The sequence below is a fragment of the Mycobacterium bohemicum DSM 44277 genome (assembly GCF_001053185.1).
Classification (GTDB): domain Bacteria; phylum Actinomycetota; class Actinomycetes; order Mycobacteriales; family Mycobacteriaceae; genus Mycobacterium; species Mycobacterium bohemicum.
Genome location: NZ_CSTD01000001.1, coordinates 2,122,811 through 2,138,710, shown reverse-complemented (window position 1 = coordinate 2,138,710; position 15,900 = coordinate 2,122,811). Strand labels below are relative to the sequence as shown.

Genomic DNA, 15,900 nt, shown 5'->3' with positions numbered 1-15,900 from the left:
GGTCAGCCGCGGGGCTTCTCGTTCGGCGCCTCGGACGCCGGCAACGCCTCGGCCAGCGCCTTGAGCATCAGCTCCGCCACCGCACGATGCGCCTCGAAATTCCAGTGAATGCCGTCGGGATTTCCGCGACCGCTCAGGACCTCTTCGGCCACAGCGGCTTTCAGGTCCACCAGCGGAACGTCATGCCGGCGTGCCCAGTCGGTGATCGCCGCGACCGTTCCGGCCCGGCCGGGATGCGCCCTGCCGTAGGTGGGCGCCACGTGCACCGACGGCAGGCAGGCCACGATCGGGATGCCGGGGCGGTTGAAATCGATTGCGCCGCGGGTCTGTTCGAGGTACTCGACGCTCAGGTGGGGCGGCAGGGCGGAGCGGGCGACGGGCGAGAGCCGCGGCTGCAGCCAGCCGTAGCCGTCGCGGGCCCACCGCCGCAGCCAGGGCGGCCGCACGTAGCGGATCAGCTCGCGCACTGCGGTCGGGAGCACCGACGGCAGCGAATCCATTCCGCTGGTGGCGAAGACCACCGCGCCCGCCCGCGGCAGCGCGGCCCAGGCGCGCGGGTCCTGCGTCGCCGCCCACCAGACGTCGCGGCAGGTCCAGCCGATGCGGCCGATCAATTCGAGGTCCCAACCGAGTTGGGCGGCAACCAGATTCGGCCAGATCCGGGGATCGTCGGCGGGCAGCCCGCCGGTCGGGCCGTAGTAGGACAGCGAGTCGGCGAACACCAGCAGTGTGCGCCGGATGTCAGAGGACATCGCCCGCGACCTGAGCCGAAGCGTTCCAGACATCGAGGCGCCACCGGATGCCGTCCAGGTCGCCCTGGTGATCGTCGTCGGAATGTCCGGACAGTTGCACCCAACTGGCGTTGCCCATGCCGCCCAGGACCGGCCAGTTGGCGACCGGCAGCCGCAGCAGCGCGGCCGACAGCGCGGCGATCAGCCCGCCGTGGGCCACCAGCACCACCGGCCGATCGGGATGGTCGGGGTCACCCCATTCCGGGTCGCCCACGACCAGTTCGGCGACCACCGGCACGCTGCGCGCGGCCACGTCGAGCCGGCTTTCGCCCCCGTGCGGGGCCCACGTGGCGTCCTCGCGCCAGGCCAGCCGGGCGCCGGGGGCCTCGGCGTCGATCTGCGCGTGGGTCATGCCCTGCCAGTCGCCGAGGTGTGTCTCGCGCAACCGGTCGTCCACCCGGACGTCCAGACCGGTCCGCTCCCCCAGCTTGACCGCCGTGTCGTAGGCGCGCCGCAGGTCGGAGGAGACGATCCGCAGCGGGCGCAGCTTGCCCAGCGACTCGGCGGCGGCGACCGCCTGCGCGTGGCCGAGATCGCTGAGTTCGGTGTCGAGCTGGCCCTGCATCCGGCTGCCGAGGTTGAAGTCGGTCTGCCCGTGCCGCAGCATCACCAGCTTGCGGACCCTCATCGGGCGCCCGCCGAATCGGCGCTGTCCTCGGGCTCCCCGTCGAGGTCCACCGGAATCACCGGGCAGTCACCCCACAGCCGGTCCAGGGCGTAGAAGTTGCGGTCGTCCTGGTGCTGGATGTGCACGACGATGTCGCGGTAGTCGAGCAGCGTCCAGCGGCCCTCCCGGGCGCCCTCGCGCCGCGCCGGCTTGTAGCCCGCCTTGCGCATCTTTTCCTCAACCTCGTCGACGATCGCATTGACCTGTCGCTCGTTGGAGGCCGAGGCGATGACGAAGCAGTCGGTGATGGTCAGTTGGTCGGAAACGTCGATGACGACGACGTCGTCGGCCAGCTTGGCGGCGGCGGCGCCGGCCGCCACCGTGGCCATGTCGATCGCTTCGGCCGTGGCGGTCACGTGTGGTTCCCCGCGGTCAGGCCGGCGGCCTGGTGGCCGGAGCGGTACAGCCCGCGCTTGGAGACGTACTGCACGACACCGTCGGGCATCAGGTACCACAGCGGGCGGTCCTCTTCGGCGCGCCGGCGGCAGTCGGTGGAGGAGATGGCCAGCGCCGGGATCTCGACCAGGGTCAGCACCTCGTCGGGCAACTCACCCAAGACCCCGGTGATGTGTTCGCGGCGCAGTTCGTATCCCGGACGGCTGACGCCGACGAAGCGCGCCATCTCGAACAGCCCCTCCCAGCCCTGCCACGACAGGATCGAGGCCAGCGCGTCGGCGCCGGTGATGAAGTACAGCTGCGAGTCGGGGTTGCGTGCGTGCAAGTCGCGCAGCGTGTCGCGGGTGTAGGTGGGGCCGGCGCGGTCGATGTCGACGCGGCTCACCGAAAACCGGGGATTGGACGCGGTGGCGATCACCGTCATCAGATAGCGGTCCTCGGCCGCCGAAACCGGCCGGTTCTTCTGCCACGGCTGGCCGCTGGGCACGAACACGACCTCGTCGAGGTCGAACCGGTCGGCGACCTCGCTGCCGGCGACCAGGTGGCCGTAATGGATGGGGTCGAACGTCCCACCCATCACCCCCAGCCTGCGCTTGTGCATGGTCAGCCAGCTTACTTGAGCGCGGGTTCGGCTCCGGCGGTGATCACATGCGTCACACCAGTCTCCGCTGGGGGCGGCACGCTCGGTGCCCGCCTTCGAGCGACAGCCGAACCACCGCCACGAGGTTGTCGCCGCGAGGCGGGCACAACGGACGATCCCTCCGCGGCGGAGACGGGTGTGGCGGATGTGACGAACGCCCGCCCGTCAGACCGGCAGCAGCTGGTCGATGACCGCGGCCAGCTGCTTGGCGGACCGGCATTCGTGCATGGTGATGACCTCTTGGTAGCGCGGCACCGCCGAGTCGCCGCTGCCCCACAGGTGCTTGGGCTCGGGATTCAGCCAGTGCGCGTGCCGGCTCGCGGTCACCATGTGGGTGAGCAGCTCGGTCTCCGGGTTGCGGTAGTTGGTGCGCCCGTCCCCGAGCACCAGCAGGGAGCTGCGCGGCGAGAGCACGTTCGGGAAGTTCTGCACGAACGAGGCGAACGCGTTGCCGTAGTCGGAGTGACCGTCGCGGCTGTAGACGCCGGCCTCGCGGGTGATCCGCTGGATCGCCACGGCCAGGTCGGCCTCGGGCCCGAACATGTGGGTGACCTCGTCGGTGGTGTCGATGAAAGCGAACACCCGCACGCGGGAAAACTGTTGCCGCAGCGCGTGCACCAACAGCAGGGTGAAGTGGCTGAAGCCGGCCACCGAACCCGACACGTCGCACAGCACCACCAGCTCCGGGCGCGCCGGGCGCGGCTTGGCCAGCACCACGTCGATTGGCACCCCGCCGGTGGACATCGACTTGCGCAGCGTCTTGCGCAGGTCGATCGACCCGGCGCGGGTGCGTCGCCGGCGCGCCGCCAGGCGGGTCGCCAGGGTGCGGGCCAGCGGCGCCACCACCCGGCGCATCTGGCGCAGCTGGTCGCCGGAGGCGCGCAGGAACTCGACATTCTCCGAAAGCTGTGGGATGCCGTACATCTGGACGTGGTCGCGCCCGAGCTGTTCGGCGGTGCGCCGCTTGGTCTCGGCGTCGACCATCTTGCGCAACTGCGAAATTCGCTGCGCGGCAAGCGCTTTGGCGATCTGCTCCTGGGTCGGGGTGGGCTCGTCGCCGTAGGGCGCGAGCAGCCCGGCCAGCAGCTTGCCCTCGAGTTCGTCCAGCGCCATCGCCTTGAGCGCCTGATACGAGGAGAACGACGGGCCCCGGCTGGAGTTGTACTTGCCGTAGGCCTCCACGATCCGGGCGATCATCGCGACCAGGCGTTCGTCCATCTCGGCGAGGTCGGGGTTCTCGGCGAGCAGGTCCAGCAGCATCTGGCGCATCGCCTCGACGTCGTCGGGCGGCAGGGCGCCGTCGGACGCCTCGTCGGCATTCTCGTCGAGCACCACCGCCCGCGCGCCAAGGGCCGCCGGGAACCACAGGTCGAACATGGCGTCGTAGGTTTCGCGGTGGTCGGCGCGGCGGAGCACCGCGCAGGCGATGCCCTCGCGCAGCACCTCCCGGTCGCCCAGCCCCAACGTCGCCATCACCCGTCCGGCGTCCACCGTCTCCGACGGTCCCACCGAGATCCCCTGCGCCCGAAGCGCTTCGACGAATCCCACCAGGTGACCCGGCAGCCCGTGCGGAGCCAGCGGCCGGGTGGGTCGAATGCGCCGGGGTGCCATGGGATGCCTAGTTCAGCCGAAGCTCGCCGATGGCGCGCTGCTGGTCGGACTGGTGTTTGAGGACCACACCGAGCGTGGCGGCGACCACCGCGTCGTCGATGGTGTCCATGCCCAGCGCCAGCAGCGTGCGGCCCCAGTCGATGGTCTCGGCGACCGAGGGCAGCTTCTTGAGTTGCATCCCGCGCAGCACGCCGATGATGCGGACCAGTTCCTCGGCCAGATGCGCGGGCAGCTCGGGCACCCGCGACAGCAGGATGCGACGCTCCAGGTCCGGGCTGGGAAAGTCGATGTGCAGGAACAGGCAGCGCCGCTTGAGCGCCTCGGACAGCTCGCGCGTGGCGTTGGAGGTCAGCACGACGAACGGCGGCCGCTCGGCGGTCAGTGTGCCGAGTTCGGGCACGGTCACCGCGAAGTCGGACAACACCTCCAGCAGCAGGCCCTCGATTTCGATGTCCGCCTTGTCGGTCTCGTCGATCAGCAGCACCGTCGGCTCGGTGCGCCGGATCGCGGTCAGCAACGGACGCTGCAGCAAGAACTCCTCGCTGAACACGTCGTCCTTGGTCTGATCCCAGTCCCCGGAGCCCGCCTGGATCCGCAGAATCTGCTTGGCGTGGTTCCACTCGTAGAGCGCGCGGGCCTCGTCGACGCCCTCGTAGCACTGCAGCCGCACCAGGCCGGAGTCGGTGGCCTGCGCGACGGCGCGGGCCAGCTCGGTCTTGCCCACACCCGCGGGACCCTCCACCAGCAGCGGCTTGCCCAGTCGGTCGGCCAGGAAGACCGCGGTCGCGGTGGCGGTGTCCGGCAGGTAGCCGGTTTCGGCCAACCGCCGCGACACGTCGTCGATGTCGGCGAACAACGGCCTTGGCTTGGCGGGCACGCTCACGATCTCAGTTCTCCTAAAGCTTTGGGTCGAGGCGTCAGGCCGGGCGGATCTGCCCGTCTCCCCATGCGATCCACTTGGTCGAGGTCAGCTCCGGCAGCCCCATCGGTCCGCGGGCGTGCAGCTTCTGGGTCGAGATGCCGATTTCGGCGCCGAACCCGAACTGCTCGCCGTCGGTGAACGAGGTCGAGGCGTTGATCATCACCGCAGCCGAGTCCACTCCGTCCGAAAAGCGTTGTGCCGCAGCCATATTCGTCGTGACAATGGCCTCGGTGTGCCCGGTGCCGTACTCGTTGATGTGGGCGATCGCCTCGTCGACGCCGTCGACGAGGGCCAGCGCGATGTCCATCGACAGGTACTCGCGGCGCAGGTCGTCCTCGGTCGGGTCCAGATGCACCGTCACGCCGGCGTTTTGCAGGGCGGCGACCAGACGGGGCACCGCCTCGCCGGCGATCGCCGAGTCGATGAGCAGCGTCTCGGCGGCGTTGCAGACGCTGGGCCGGCGGGTCTTGGAGTTCAGCACGATCCGCTCCGCGACGGCCAGGTCGGCGCCCTCGTGCACGTAGACGTGGCAGTTGCCGACCCCGGTCTCGATGGTCGGCACCTGCGCGTCGCGGACCACCGCGTCGATCAAACTGGCGCCCCCGCGCGGGATCACGACGTCGACCAGGCCGCGGGCCTGGATCAGGTGCGTCACGGTGGACCGGTCGGCGGCCGAGAGCAACTGCACCGAGTCGGCGGGCAGGTCCTCGCTGACCAGCGAGGCGCGCAGCACCTGAACCAGCGCCTGGTTGGACCGCGCCGCCGACGAACTGCCGCGCAACAGCACGGCGTTGCCGGACTTGAGCGCCAGCCCGAAGGCGTCGACGGTCACGTTGGGCCGGCCCTCGTAGATCATTCCGATGACGCCGAGCGGAACCCGCTGCTGGCGCAGGTGCAGGCCGTTGGGCAGGGTGTAGCCGCGCAGCACCTCCCCCACCGGGTCGGGCAGCCCGGCGACCTGGCGGAGGCCGGCGGCGATTCCCTCGACGCGATCGGGGTTCAGGGCCAGCCGGTCGAGCATCGCGACCGGGGTGCCGGCGTCGCGCGCGGCGTCGAGGTCTTCGGCGTTGGCCGCGAGGACCAACGCGGAGTTGCGGCGGACAGCCTCGGCGGCCGATCGCAGCGCCTGGTCCTTGGCGACCGTCGGCAGCAGGGCCAGTGCACGGGAGGCGACGCGGGCGCGGCGTGCGGCGTCGTGAACCTCGCGGCGCAAGTCAATGTCCCGCTGATGCGGCGCACCGGTCCGGGATGGTGCTTGCAGACTCATTTGGCCAGGGTAATCGGTGGGCAAATGACCGTGTGAGGCGGCCCGTCCGGGGTGCGGGGCGGACTCGGCCCCAGCCGGCCCTAGCCGACCCGCTCGCCGCGCCGAACCTGGCGCACCTTGCTTCGGCGCTCCTCGAGGATGTTGCCAAGGCTTTGCAACAGCAACGGTTCGTTCATCACCAGATCCTCGAGGTGTTCGCGACCGATCTCCAGGGCGGTCACCTCTTCCAGTGCGTAGGCGCTGGCCGAATTAGGTTGCCGGGTCAGCGCGGTCAGACCCAGAAAGGAGCCCTCCACCAGCGTGCTGATCGGCACGACGGAACCGTCGTCCGCCGTCGCGGTCATCTGCACGCGCCCGGCGACCACGAACGTCATTGCCCCCGGCACCTCGCCGGCCCTCTCCACGACTTCATCTGCCCCGTATCGGATGATCCGCGCGCACGACTGCAGCGACCGCTGTTCCTCGGCGCTCAGCCGCAGAGTCGGCGCCACCACTGTGCGCAACGCATGCTCGATCTGCGGCGGGGTCGAGAAGTCGTCGTCAGCCTCGTCGAGGTGAAGGTTCTCGCGTCGGGCCGCATACCAAACCCAGCGCAGGAAAGTCGCTTTCGCGGCGCCCGCGTCTTCGGGCGAGGACAACCCGATGGTCGTGCGGTACTCCGCTGCGCCCACCGGCACCGACTTCGGAACGCTGCCCAGCTGGACGTGTGGCAGCCCGCGGGCGATCCGCGTAAGCATCGCGCAGACCCGGTCGGGAGGGTCCGCGGTGGAAAAGGTCGTCGTGATCGCCACTTTGTGTGCGCCGGGCGGGCGGCTGACATTGGTGAACGCGGTGGTGGCCAGCATCGAGTTCGGCATGATCCGCATACCGCTGCCGGTGTCGATGTGCACAGCGCGCCAGTTCACCTCGACGACGCGTCCCTGCGCCGTCCCCGTGTCCAGCCATTCACCGATCCGGAACGGCTGCTCGAACAGCATGAACAGGCCCGAGACGATCTGGCCGACCGAGTTCTGCAGCATCAGGCCGATGACCACCGAGGTGACGCCCAGCGCGGCGAACAGGCCACCGACCCGCACGCCCCAGATGTAGGACAGCATCACCGCGAGGCCGGCGCCGATCACCGCGAAGCGGGCGACGTCGAGGAAGATGCCGGGCATCTTTCTGCGCCAGCTGTCTTCGGGCGCGCCCTGGAACACGGTCGCGTTCAATCCCGACAGCAGCAGGGTCAGCACCAGAACGCCGAACACGGTGGTGAGGACCCGCACCGGCACATCCCGGGCCGGGATCTGCGAGGCCTGGACGATCAGCAGCAACAACGCGCCCAGCGGCAGCACCCAATTGCGGAGCAGGCTCACCTGCCGGGTCAGGCGGCTGTTCCTGCGCAGGAGCAGGTCGTGTACCTCGGTGAGAACGATCAGCGCGATCGGTAGACCGATCGCGACGCCGATCGCCCAGTAGAACCACGGGTCGTCCCAGCCGCCCATCACCGCTCCATCAACCGGTAGATGGGCTGATCGGTACCGCCGACGGGAATCGTGCCGGCGGGAGCGAATTGCCGCACCTCCCGCATGGATTCGTAGACGCGCGAGCTGACGTAGACGCCCGGCTGTGGTGAGCCGCTGTGCATCCGGTAGGCCAAACTGACTGCGCCGCCCCACATGTCGTAGACGAGGCTGGAGCGGCCCACCAGCCCGCTCACGACGTTGCCGGTGTTGATGCCGACCCGAAGGCCCAGCTGGTGGCCGGTTTCGCCGTTGAACCGGTCGATGATCCGGCCGATCTCAAGTGCGAAGTCGACGCTGCGGTGGATGCTGTCCAGCCGCGGGGTGACGACGCCGCAGCTGGCGAGGTAGCCGTTGTGGAACGTGCGGATCCGTTCGACGCCAAGGGATTCCGCGGCCGAATCGAACTGCCGGAACAGGTCGTCGATGGTTCCGACCAGCTCGTGCTCCGATAGCTCGTTGGACATCTCGTCGAGGCCGACGATGTCGGCATAGATGATGGCGACGTCCTGATGTTTCTCGGCGATGTTCTCCTCGCCATCGCGATAGCGCTGCACCACCGACTCGGGCATCAGCGACAGCAGCAGGCGGTCGTTCTCGCGGCGCTGCTCGTTGAGCAGCTCTTCCTTGATCGCCAGGCTCCGGCCCATCTCGTTGAAAGCCGCGGTCAGGTCACCGATTTCGTCGCGCGCCGTCACCGGAATGTTGACGTCGTAGTCGCCGGTGCCGATCTTGCGGGTGCCCTCCTCGAGGCGGCGGACCGGCCGGACCGCCGCCTGCGCGATCAGCATCGAGACGATGCAGATCACGAAGACCATCCCCGTGACGGCGAGGACGAGGCCCTTGCTGAACCGGCCCAGCCGCGCAAAGGCGTCGGAGTTGTCCCGCGTCGCGAGCACGGACCAGTGCAGATCGGAGTTCGCGATGTTCAACGGGGCGTAGGCCTCCAGCTCCCGGTTGCCCATGTAGTCGGTGGCGCTGATCACCCCGCTCTCGCCGCGCTGCGCGGCGCGCAGGCCCGCCGTGGCAACGGGTTGCACCAGCACCGTGGTGCCCAAGCGGATCGCCCGGTCGACCACGTCCGGCGGCGTGCCGGCGTCGATGGCGTCGCGCCGGTAGGCCTTGGGGTCCTGGAGGAATTCCCGTGAATCGGAACGCATCAGGTTGTCGGGACCGGCCAGGTAGGTCTCGGTGGCAGCGCCCATTCCGGCGGCCTCCCAGTGCCCGTTGGCGGTCATGATCCTGTTGATCTTGGCGATCGGCACCGGCAGCGCCATGACGCCGTCGACCTTGCCGTTCATGCCGACCGGCGAGACCACCCACGCCGTGGGAAGGTCGCCCTGCGGCTGATACGGCTGAAAATCGGTGATCCAGACGAACTCGACGTCGTTGGAGGCCAGGGCCTTCTGGTACGCCTCGCGCAGCTTGGTTTCCCGGTAGGGCCCGGTGAGGATATTCGTTGCGAAGTCGGGACCCTTCATGACGCTGTAGACCACATTGCCCTGCATGTCCAGCAGCAGGGCGTCTTGATAGTCGAACCGGGTGACGATCCCCCGCATGTAGAAGTCGAAGCGGGAGTTGGCGGCCGACCAGGCGCTGCCGTCGCCGGCGTCCTCGATGGGCAGCCCGCCGGGTCCCGGCCTGGGCGTGGCGGTGTAGTGCGCCTGGAGATACTTCTGGGCGTTGGACGAGGGCAGCACCGCGTTGAGGTCGATGGAATCGCCGGTGGCCCGCTTGATCGGGGCGATCATGTCGCTCTCGTAGTAGGCGACCAGCGCCTGCTGTTGAGCGGGAGTGATCTGCGCATTGGACAACTCGTTGAACCCCGCGGTGAGCGCGACGGTCGCCTCGTCGATGCTGAAGCCGCCGCTGTAGACGACCAGCGAGTTCGTGACTTCCCGGAAGAGCGACTCCACCGCCCGTCGCTGCCCCTCGCGCAATTCGATCAACCGCTCGGACTCGACCTCCCGCAAGGCGGCGCGACCGGAGATGGCCCCGACCATGCCGATCACCGCGACCCCCATGATGCTCGACAGCACCATTGTGAGCAGGATCTTGGACTGGATCCCGAACCGGAAGCGCGTCCAGATCAAAAGACGGCGGGTCCGCTTTGCCGCCCGGTGATCCGGGCCGGACGCCGGGATGGTGTCGGCGGTGGTCCCCGCGGGGGTTTCCCGGGTGTCTCCCGGGGTCTTTCCAGAGGCCGGTTCGGCGCTTTTTTCCTCAGTCGCCGTCAATCGCTGTCCGCCTCTCTTCTGACGAAGAATTCAGCACCCTCAGAGCAGCACAGTAGCGCGCCGACCTCAAGAAATTGGTGATTGCGCCAAAGGGCGGAGCGGAAGTCGCGAGCGGCTTGCTTCCAACGTTCGGGCCGGCGCGACTAACGTCGGCCCAATGGGCCGGGTCTGCGTGGTCGGCAGCGTGAACATGGATTTGACCTTCGCCGTCGACGCGATTCCTCGCCCGGGCCAGACGGTCCTGGCGTCGTCGCTGACCTACGCGCCCGGCGGCAAGGGCGGAAATCAGGCGGTGGCCGCGGCGCGCGCCGGCGCACGGGTGCAATTCGCCGGTGCGGTGGGCGACGACCCCGCGGCGGACCGGCTGCGCGAGCACCTGCTGGCCAACGGCGTCGGGCTGGAGGGCACCGTCGCGGTGCCCGGCCCGAGTGGGACGGCGATCGTCGTCGTGGACGCGGGCGCCGAGAACGCCATCGTCGTTTCGCCGGGCGCCAACGGGAAGCTCTCGATGGCCGCCCCGGCCGCGCGCGGCGTGATCGCCGACTGCGATGTGCTGCTGACCCAGTTGGAGATTCCGGTCGGCGCGGCGGTGGTCGCCGCGCGGGAGGCCCGCGCTGTGGGCGCGGTCGTCATCGTCAACGCCTCGCCGCCCAACCGGGACCACCAGGGCCTGGCCGAACTGGCCGAGGCAACCGACGTGGTGATCGCCAACGAAGCCGAGGCGGGTGAATGGCGCTGGCCGGCCCGACACTTCGTTACCACGCTCGGTGCGCGCGGCGCCCGGTACGTCGGCGCCGACGGGGAATTCGCCGTGCCCGCCCCGGCGGTCGACGCGGTGGACACGGCCGGCGCCGGCGACGTGTTCGCCGGGGTGCTGGCGGCGAATTGGCCGGCCGGAGCGGGCGCGCCCGGCGAGCGGCTGCTGGCGTTGCGGCGGGCGTGCGCCGCCGGCGCGCTGGCGACGCTGGTGGCGGGCGCCGGGGACTGCGCGCCCGATGCCGAAGCGATCGACGCGGCGGCGGCGCGCAACTCGAGTGGCCGGGAGCAGCGCTAGAAGCTCCGCCTGTCCACGTCGTGAGCAATCGTCAGACCGTGGGCGGTCTCCATTTCCTCCGCCGTCTGGCTGAGCAGCACGCGGCTGCGGCCAGGTGACAGCAGTGCCGACAGGTAGTGGTGCGGCTCATCGGACGCAACCCCGGACGCCCTATTCCTCGGGGATCTCCCGCTCGATCTCGTCGAGCCAGATGCGCGCGGACATGTCCGACGGGGCCCGCCAGTCGCCCCGCGGCGAGAGAGCGCCACCGTGCGACACCTTGGGGCCATTCGGCATTGCCGAGCGCTTGAACTGGCTGAACGAATAGAACCGCTGCACGAAGACCCCAAGCCAGTGCCGAATCTCCTTGAGCGAGTAGGACGGTCTTTTGTCCTCCGGGAAACCCGGCGGCCAATTGCCCTGCTCGGAGTCGCTCCACGCATGCCAGGCCAAAAACGCGATCTTCGAAGGCCGGAACCCGAAGCGCAGCACGTGGAACAGCGAAAAATCTTGCAGCGCAAAGGGTCCGACCTTCGCCTCGCTGCTTTGCAGCTGTTCCTCCTCGCCGCTGGGCACGAGCTCCGGGGTGATCTCGGTGTCCAGGACGGACTGCAGAACGTCGGTCACCTGCGATTCGAATTGGCCCGAGGAGATGACCCAGCGGATCAGGTGCTGGATCAGCGTCTTGGGCACGCCGGCGTTGACGTTGTAGTGCGACATCTGGTCGCCCACCCCGTAGGTCGACCACCCCAGGCCGACTTCGGACAGGTCGCCGGTGCCCAGCACGATGCCCCCGCGCTGGTTGGCGAGCCGGAACAGATAGTCGGTGCGCAGGCCGGCCTGGACGTTTTCGAAGGTGACGTCGTAGACCTTCTCCCCCCGCGAGAACGGGTGGTCGATCTCCTTGAGCATCAGCTTCGCGGATTCGGTGATGTCGATCTCCTCGAACGTCACGCCCAGCGCGCGGCACAGCTCGATCGCGTTGCGCTTGGTGCGGTCCCCCGTCGCAAAGCCCGGCAGGGTGAACGCGAGGATGTCGGCGCGCGGCCGCTCCTCGCGGTCCATCGCGCGGGCCGCGACGATCAGGGCGTGCGTGGAGTCCAGTCCCCCGGAAATCCCGATGACGATCTTCGGGAAATCCAGTGCACGCAGCCGCTGCTCGAGCCCGGCGACCTGGATGTTGTAGGCCTCGTAGCAATCCTGTTCCAGCCGTTCGCGATTGGCCGGGACGAAGGGGAACCGCTCGATCTCGCGGCGCAGACCGATGTCGCCGCCGGGCGGGTCGAGCCGGAAGTCGATCCGCCGGAAGGACTCCGACGTCCGGTGGTGGCGCCGGTTGTCGTCGAACGTCCCCATCCGCAGGCGCTCCGACCGCAGCAGGTCGAGGTCGACGTCGGCGAGGCTGCGCCGCTCACCCTTGGGGAAGCGCTCGGATTGCGCGAGCATCACGCCGTTTTCGAAGACCATGGTCTGGCCGTCCCAGGCCAGGTCGGTGGTCGACTCGCCGGCGCCGGCCGCGGCGTAGACATAGGCGGCCAGGCAGCGCGCCGACGCCGAGCGCGCCAGCAGGCAGCGGTCCTCGGCCCGGCCGATGGTGATCGGGCTGCCCGACAGGTTCGCCAGCACCGTCGCGCCCGCCAGCGCCGCCTCGGCGCTCGGGGGTATCGGCACGAACATGTCTTCACAGATCTCGATGTGCAGCACCAGGCCGGGCAGGTCGGCCGAGGCGAACAGCAGATCCGGGCCGAAGGGGGCGTCGATGCCCGACGGGCCGCCGATGCGGATGACGCCGCGCTCGGCGTCCCCGGGGGCGATCTGGCGGCGCTCGTAGAACTCGCGGTAGGTGGGCAGGTACGACTTGGGCGCCACACCGAGCACGGCGCCGCGATGGATCACCACGGCGGTGTTGTAGATGCGGTGGCGGTGGCGCAGCGGGGCGCCCACGACCAGCACCGGCAGCAGGTCGGCCGAGGCGGCGACCAGGTCGGCGATCGCGCGTTCGACGTCATCCAGCAACGCGTCCTGCAGCAGGATGTCCTCGATGGAATACCCGGACAGGGTCAGCTCCGGGAAGACGGCCACGGCGACGGCGTCCTCGTGGCAGTCGCGCGCCATGCGCAGCACGGATTCCGCGTTGGCCGCCGGGTCGCCGATCGCGGTGCGGTGGGTGCAGGCGGCCACCCGGGCGAACCCCTGGCCGTATGCGTTGTAGAAGTCCTTGCGAGAAGCCATGACCCCCCTATTGTCGCCTGCCGGGTGTCAACGGATGGCCGCCGGGTATCCCGCCGGGCATGAGTGACACTGCTGTGCTGGTGGTCGACATGATGAACACGTATCAGCACCCCGACGCTGAAGACCTGATACCCAATGTGGGCAGGATCGTCGACCCCCTGGCCGATCTCGTCCGGCGGGCGCGGGCGTCCGACGACGTCGACCTGGTCTACGTCAACGACAACTACGGCGATTTCAGCGCCGAGTTCTCCGACCTCGTCCGCTCCGCGCTCGACGGCGCCCGGCCCGACCTGGTGAAGCCGATCGTGCCGCCGGAGGGCAGCCGGGTGCTGACCAAGGTGCGCCACAGCGCGTTCTATTCGACCGCGCTGGCCTACCTGCTGAACCGGCTGGAAACCCAGCGGTTGATCATCACCGGGCAGGTGACCGAGCAGTGCATCCTCTACAGCGCCCTGGACGCCTACGTGCGCCACTTCCCGGTCGTGGTCGCGACGGACGCGGTCGCCCACATCGACCCGGACCTCGGGGAGGCGGCGCTGAAGATGATGGAGCGCAACATGTCGGCCGAGCTCACGACCGCCGCGGACTGCCTGGGCTGATCAGTACCCTCGAGCAGGTGACCGCCCGCCGCCCCGAAGCGCCCGAACTCCTCGCGCTGCTCGCCGGCCGGCGGGTGGCCGTGCTGAGCGGCGCGGGCCTCTCGACCGACTCCGGCATCCCGGACTACCGCGGGCCCGATTCGCCGCCGAGCAATCCGATGACCATCCGCCAGTTCACCTCCGACCCGGTGTTCCGCCAGCGGTACTGGGCCCGCAACCACCTCGGGTGGCGGCACATGGACGACACGCTGCCCAACGCCGGTCACCGCGCGCTGGCGGCACTCGACCGCGCCGGGGTGGTCACCGGCGTCATCACCCAGAACGTCGACCTGCTGCACACCAAGGCGGGCAGCCGCAACGTCGTCAACCTGCACGGCACCTACGCGCAGGTGGTCTGCCTGCGCTGCGGCCTCACCATGACGCGCGCCGCCCTGGCCGAGCGGCTGGAGGCCCTCAACCCGGGTTTCGCCGAGCGCGCGGAAGCCGTCGGCGGGCTGGCGGTGGCCCCCGACGCCGACGCGGTCGTCGGTGACACCACCGCCTTCCGTTACCTGGACTGCGACCGGTGCGGGGGCATGCTCAAGCCCGACATCGTCTATTTCGGGGAAAGCGTTCCCAAAGAGATTGTCGCACAAGCCTTTTCACTGGTCGACCAGGCCGAGGCCCTGCTGGTCGCCGGCTCGTCGCTGACGGTGTTCTCCGGGTATCGGTTCGTGCGACACGCCGCGGCCAACGGCGTCCCGATCGGCATCATCAACCGCGGCCGCACCCGCGGTGACGACCTGGCCGCCGTCAAGGTCGACGGCGGCTGCTCCGAGCTGCTGGTGCTGCTGTCCGAGGAACTGGGGGGAGCACTGGCGCCGATCGCCCTGAGCTGACCGCTAATTCACCACGACGAGGTCGTCGGCGTGGACGGCGGGGCGGCGCAGCTCGCCGGGCAATTCGGAGGTGGACCGGCCCATCATCGTGGCGAGTTCGGCCGCGTCGTAGGCGACCACCCCGCGCGCCACCATAGCCGCGTCCGGTCCCCACAGTTCGACGACGTCGCCGCCGTAGAACCGGCCGGAGACCGCGGTGATGCCGGCGGGAAGCAGCGAGCGGCGCTGGTGGGTGACCGCGCGCACCGCGCCGGCGTCCAGGGTCAGCGTGCCGGCCGATTCCGCGGCGTACCGCACCCAGAAACGGCGTGCCGACATCCGGTCGGCACGGGCGGCGAACACCGTGCCCGACGAGGCGTCGGTGAGGGCGGTCGCGGCGTCGGCCGCCGGCGTCGGCGGCCAGCAGCGCCGACGACATCTTCGACGCCATGCCGCCGGTGCCCAGGGCACTGCCCGGTCCGGCCACCACCCCGTCGAGGTCGGCCGCGCCGGACACCTCCGGGATGAACCGGGCGCCCGGGGTCTTTCGGGGATCGGAGTCGTAGAGCCCGTCGATGTCGGAGAGCAGCACCAGCGCGTCCGCGCCGACCAGGTGAGCGACCAGCGCCGAGAGGCGATCGTTGTCGCCGAACCGGATCTCGTTGGTGGCCACCGTGTCGTTCTCGTTGACGATCGCCACGGCGTGCAGCGCCCGCAGCCGGTCCAGGGTGCGCTGGGCGTTGGTGTGCTGGGCGCGCATGGAGATGTCGTGCGCGGTGAGCAACACCTGCCCGACGGTGCGGCCGTAGCGGGCGAACGCCGCGCTCCACGCGTTGACCAGCGCGACCTGCCCGACGCTGGCGGCGGCCTGCTTGGTCGCCAAATCCTTGGGGCGACGGGTCAATCCGAGCGGCTCCAGGCCGGCGGCGATGGCGCCCGAGGAGACGATGACAACGTCGGTGCCCGCCTTCATGCGCGCCTCGATCGCATCGGCGAGCCCGGCCAGGCGGCCGGCGTCGAACAATCCCGACGGCGTGGTCAGCGCGTTCGTGCCGACCTTGACCACCAGGCTGCGGGCGGCGCGAATGGCGTCGCGGTGCTCAGTCAACTGCGCCGCTCCTCCTCATCGCTCCGCTCGGCATCGTC

At 69.7% G+C, this 15,900-nt stretch carries 13 protein-coding genes and 1 pseudogene; 3 read left to right on the top strand and 11 right to left on the bottom strand.

Features of this window, described 5'->3' with window-relative positions; genetic code table 11:
• Window positions 1–2 precede the first annotated feature (2 nt).
• From octT to BN971_RS09665, 9 genes are all read right to left on the bottom strand, one after another.
• Window positions 3–752, bottom strand: a complete 750-nt coding sequence (gene octT, locus BN971_RS09705; RefSeq protein WP_085182982.1) for a diglucosylglycerate octanoyltransferase — start codon at window positions 750–752, stop codon at window positions 3–5.
• Window positions 742–1,419, bottom strand: a complete 678-nt coding sequence (gpgP, locus tag BN971_RS09700; protein ID WP_085182983.1) for a glucosyl-3-phosphoglycerate phosphatase — start codon at window positions 1,417–1,419, stop codon at window positions 742–744. The genes octT and gpgP overlap by 11 nt, the downstream gene beginning before the upstream one ends.
• Entirely contained in the window at window positions 1,416–1,814 is a 399-nt protein-coding gene (gene rsfS, locus BN971_RS09695; protein ID WP_085182984.1) for a ribosome silencing factor, read from the bottom strand. Before rsfS ends, gpgP begins: the two co-directional genes overlap by 4 nt.
• A complete protein-coding gene (gene nadD, locus BN971_RS09690; RefSeq protein WP_085182985.1) occupies window positions 1,811–2,455 on the bottom strand; it encodes a nicotinate-nucleotide adenylyltransferase in 645 nt (214 codons plus the stop codon). The genes rsfS and nadD overlap by 4 nt, the downstream gene beginning before the upstream one ends.
• A 204-nt stretch (window positions 2,456–2,659) precedes the next feature.
• Window positions 2,660–4,105, bottom strand: a complete 1,446-nt coding sequence (locus BN971_RS09685) for a vWA domain-containing protein (protein ID WP_085182986.1) — start codon at window positions 4,103–4,105, stop codon at window positions 2,660–2,662.
• A 7-nt stretch (window positions 4,106–4,112) separates the two neighbouring features.
• Window positions 4,113–4,988, bottom strand: coding sequence for an AAA family ATPase (locus tag BN971_RS09680; RefSeq protein WP_085182987.1), 876 nt, complete (start codon window positions 4,986–4,988; stop codon window positions 4,113–4,115).
• A 34-nt stretch (window positions 4,989–5,022) separates the two neighbouring features.
• Window positions 5,023–6,294, bottom strand: coding sequence for a glutamate-5-semialdehyde dehydrogenase (locus BN971_RS09675; RefSeq protein ID WP_085182988.1), 1,272 nt, complete (start codon window positions 6,292–6,294; stop codon window positions 5,023–5,025).
• 80 nt (window positions 6,295–6,374) lie between these two features.
• Window positions 6,375–7,778 carry a mechanosensitive ion channel family protein gene (locus tag BN971_RS09670; protein WP_085182989.1) on the bottom strand — a complete coding sequence of 468 codons (1,404 nt, stop codon included), beginning with the start codon at window positions 7,776–7,778 and terminating at the stop codon, window positions 6,375–6,377.
• Window positions 7,778–9,838: an adenylate/guanylate cyclase domain-containing protein gene (locus BN971_RS09665; RefSeq protein WP_090350050.1), complete on the bottom strand. Its 2,061-nt coding sequence runs from the start codon at window positions 9,836–9,838 to the stop codon at window positions 7,778–7,780. Before BN971_RS09665 ends, BN971_RS09670 begins: the two co-directional genes overlap by 1 nt.
• A gap of 352 nt (window positions 9,839–10,190) precedes the next feature.
• Here BN971_RS09665 and BN971_RS09660 point away from each other — a divergent pair, with 352 nt between their 5' ends.
• Window positions 10,191–11,087, top strand: coding sequence for a ribokinase (locus tag BN971_RS09660; protein ID WP_085182991.1), 897 nt, complete (start codon window positions 10,191–10,193; stop codon window positions 11,085–11,087).
• A 150-nt stretch (window positions 11,088–11,237) separates the two neighbouring features.
• On the opposite strand, the gene BN971_RS09650 is transcribed toward BN971_RS09660, so the two are convergent.
• Complete coding sequence (locus BN971_RS09650) at window positions 11,238–13,298, bottom strand: NAD(+) synthase (protein WP_085182993.1); 2,061 nt, start codon at window positions 13,296–13,298, stop codon at window positions 11,238–11,240.
• A 59-nt stretch (window positions 13,299–13,357) separates the two neighbouring features.
• On the opposite strand from BN971_RS09650, the gene BN971_RS09645 reads away from it, so the two are divergent.
• Together BN971_RS09645 and BN971_RS09640 are read left to right on the top strand one after the other, a co-directional pair.
• Window positions 13,358–13,897, top strand: a complete 540-nt coding sequence (locus BN971_RS09645; protein ID WP_085182994.1) for a cysteine hydrolase family protein — start codon at window positions 13,358–13,360, stop codon at window positions 13,895–13,897.
• A 17-nt stretch (window positions 13,898–13,914) separates the two neighbouring features.
• Entirely contained in the window at window positions 13,915–14,775 is an 861-nt protein-coding gene (locus tag BN971_RS09640; protein ID WP_085182995.1) for a Sir2 family NAD-dependent protein deacetylase, read from the top strand.
• Between the two features lie 3 nt (window positions 14,776–14,778).
• Here BN971_RS09640 and proB read toward each other — a convergent pair.
• A pseudogene (proB, locus tag BN971_RS09635) lies at window positions 14,779–15,862 on the bottom strand (glutamate 5-kinase).
• Between the last annotated feature and the right edge of the window lie 38 nt (window positions 15,863–15,900).